Genomic DNA, 2,116 nt, shown 5'->3' with positions numbered 1-2,116 from the left:
TGGACCCAGCGCCTGACCGACCTGCCAGGCCGTCAGCGCTTGCCACGCGGGTTCCACGGCCAGCCATTCGTTTAAGTTACGCAGCCGGGGCACGACGGTAAGCGGCCAACAGCACGCCCATCGTCATCAACAACCCACCCGCCCCACGGTTGAAATGCTGCAAATGTGCGGGCCGCAGGCGACTGAGCAAGCGTGCCCCGCATACCGCGTAGAACATCATGATGCTGACATTGAGCACGCACAGCGCCAGCAACAGGCACGCGTACTGCGGCAGTTGCGCCTGGGTGCTGTCGACAAATTGCGGCAGGAATGCCGACATGAACAACAACGCCTTGGGATTGGAAATCGCCACCAGGAAACTGCGGGTGAAAATACTCGCCGAGCGGGTGCCGCCATCCTCACCTTCGCCCACCGATGGCAACGCCGCCTGGGGTGATCGCAACATCTGCCAGCCGATCCAGATGAGGTACGCCGAACCGATCCATTTCAGCGCCTGAAACAACCCTTCGCTGGCCGCCAGCAGCAATCCCAGGCCACACGCCACCGCCGTCACCAGCAACGCGTCGGCCAACACCGCCCCGGCCATGCCCCAGAACGCCGCCTGCAAACCATGGCGCGAACCATTTTGCAGGGCCAACAGAACCGTCGGGCCAGGTATCGCGATAATCGCGGCGCTCATCATGACGAACAGAAATAAGGTTGCCAGGGACATGACAGGTTCCTACGGGCTGATCAGCTGCGAATCATCCCACCATATCCTCTGTGTGGCGAGGGAGCTTGCTCCCGTTGGGTTGCGTAGCGGCCCCAAAATCCTGGGAGCGCTTCGCACTCCAGCGGGAGCAAGCTCCCTCGCCACCGGTCATGTATTGCTCAATTGGGTGCCAATAAAAAGCCCCGGATTGACCGAGGCTGTTGATGGCTCATGCATCATTGGCGACCGGCCTCGACCGTGCCTTGTACCCCGGTAGCGCCGCGGCATACGCCAGCGCCTGCTCACGGGAACCGAAGGATGCCAGGCGATCAGCCTTGGTACAGACGCGCCACGGGCCGCTGTTGACCTGCACGATGTCATAACCGTTGAGATGCAGCTTGTTCAGCATGGGAGTGCTCATAGTCACCTCTCTCTCCAGAGATAATCCAGGTGTTTGCCCGGTCTACCATACACCCGCTGACGACGAGGCAGCCTACCGGACGTCGAGTCAGCCGTAGGCTGGCAACCCCCATCGCGCGAGGTCAAACGCCTCCAGGCTCAGCAGTCTTCCATCCGCATGCAGGAACTTCTCCTGCGGCATCGCCGGGTCCGGGATGGCCACGGCGTACATCCCGGCCGCCTTGGCCGCAGTGATGCCAAATGGCGAATCCTCGAACACCAGGCATTCAGCGGGCGTCACTCCCAGTCGCTGGGCGGCCACCAGGAAGATATCCGGCGCCGGCTTGGCAGCGCCTACCTGAGGATCATCGGCGGTGACGATGGCATCGAACAAGCAGAACCAGTCGCGGTGCAAGGTGGTTTTCAGTTCGAAATAGTGCCGCGACGAACTGGTACCCACCGCAATCGGCACACCGTGGGCCGACAAATGCCGCACCAGCGCCTGGGCCCCGGCCATGGCCGCCGCCTGGGGAAACCGCGCATTCATCAATGGTGTGCGTTCCTGCAAGAACGTCTCGGGGCTCATCGGCAAGTCCACGGCCTGCACGATATAGCTGGCCAGTTCATAAGCCCCCAGGCCGATGGTGTTCTGCTTCATGCTCCAGTCAAACGTGCGGCCGTAGCGGTCGGCAATCAGCTGGGTGACTTCGGTGTAGATGCCTTCGGTGTCGAGCAGCAGGCCGTCCATGTCGAAGATCACGGCCTTGATCGGCGCGGGTAGCGGTGCATTCATCACGGTGTCCTCAGGTGCGCCCGGCGTAATGGTCGATCAAGCGGTTGAGCAAAATCGCCAGCACGATGATCACCCCGGTGATCGCCATCTGGTAGAACGAGCCCAGCCCCAGCAGGTTGAAGATATTGCGCAACACCTGCAGCAGCATCACCGCCACCGCCGTGCCTACCACGCTGCCGCGCCCGCCGAACAGGCTGGTGCCACCCAGCACCACGGCGGCAATTGCATCCAGT

Annotated in this window: 3 protein-coding genes and 1 pseudogene; all 4 read right to left on the bottom strand. The window is 62.1% G+C overall.

The annotated features are described in order from the left end of the window. Positions 1-76 precede the first annotated feature (76 nt). The gene (locus HX846_RS35520; RefSeq protein WP_008435048.1) at positions 77-712 is read right to left on the bottom strand and encodes a LysE family translocator; all 636 of its coding nucleotides are present in this window, start codon (positions 710-712) and stop codon (positions 77-79) included. A 208-nt stretch (positions 713-920) separates the two neighbouring features. Next, on the bottom strand, positions 921-1,112 hold the full coding sequence (locus HX846_RS35515) for a hypothetical protein (protein WP_023658809.1): 192 nt from the start codon (positions 1,110-1,112) through the stop codon (positions 921-923). An 87-nt stretch (positions 1,113-1,199) separates the two neighbouring features. Beyond that, complete coding sequence (locus tag HX846_RS35510; protein ID WP_178967279.1) at positions 1,200-1,883, bottom strand: HAD-IA family hydrolase; 684 nt, start codon at positions 1,881-1,883, stop codon at positions 1,200-1,202. A gap of 10 nt (positions 1,884-1,893) precedes the next feature. Next, positions 1,894-2,116 (bottom strand): annotated as a pseudogene (locus tag HX846_RS35505) (ABC transporter permease); the annotation flags it as partial.

The sequence above is a fragment of the Pseudomonas sp. K5002 genome (genome assembly GCF_013386655.1).
Classification (GTDB): domain Bacteria; phylum Pseudomonadota; class Gammaproteobacteria; order Pseudomonadales; family Pseudomonadaceae; genus Aquipseudomonas.
This window is presented reverse-complemented; position numbering and strand designations above follow the sequence as displayed.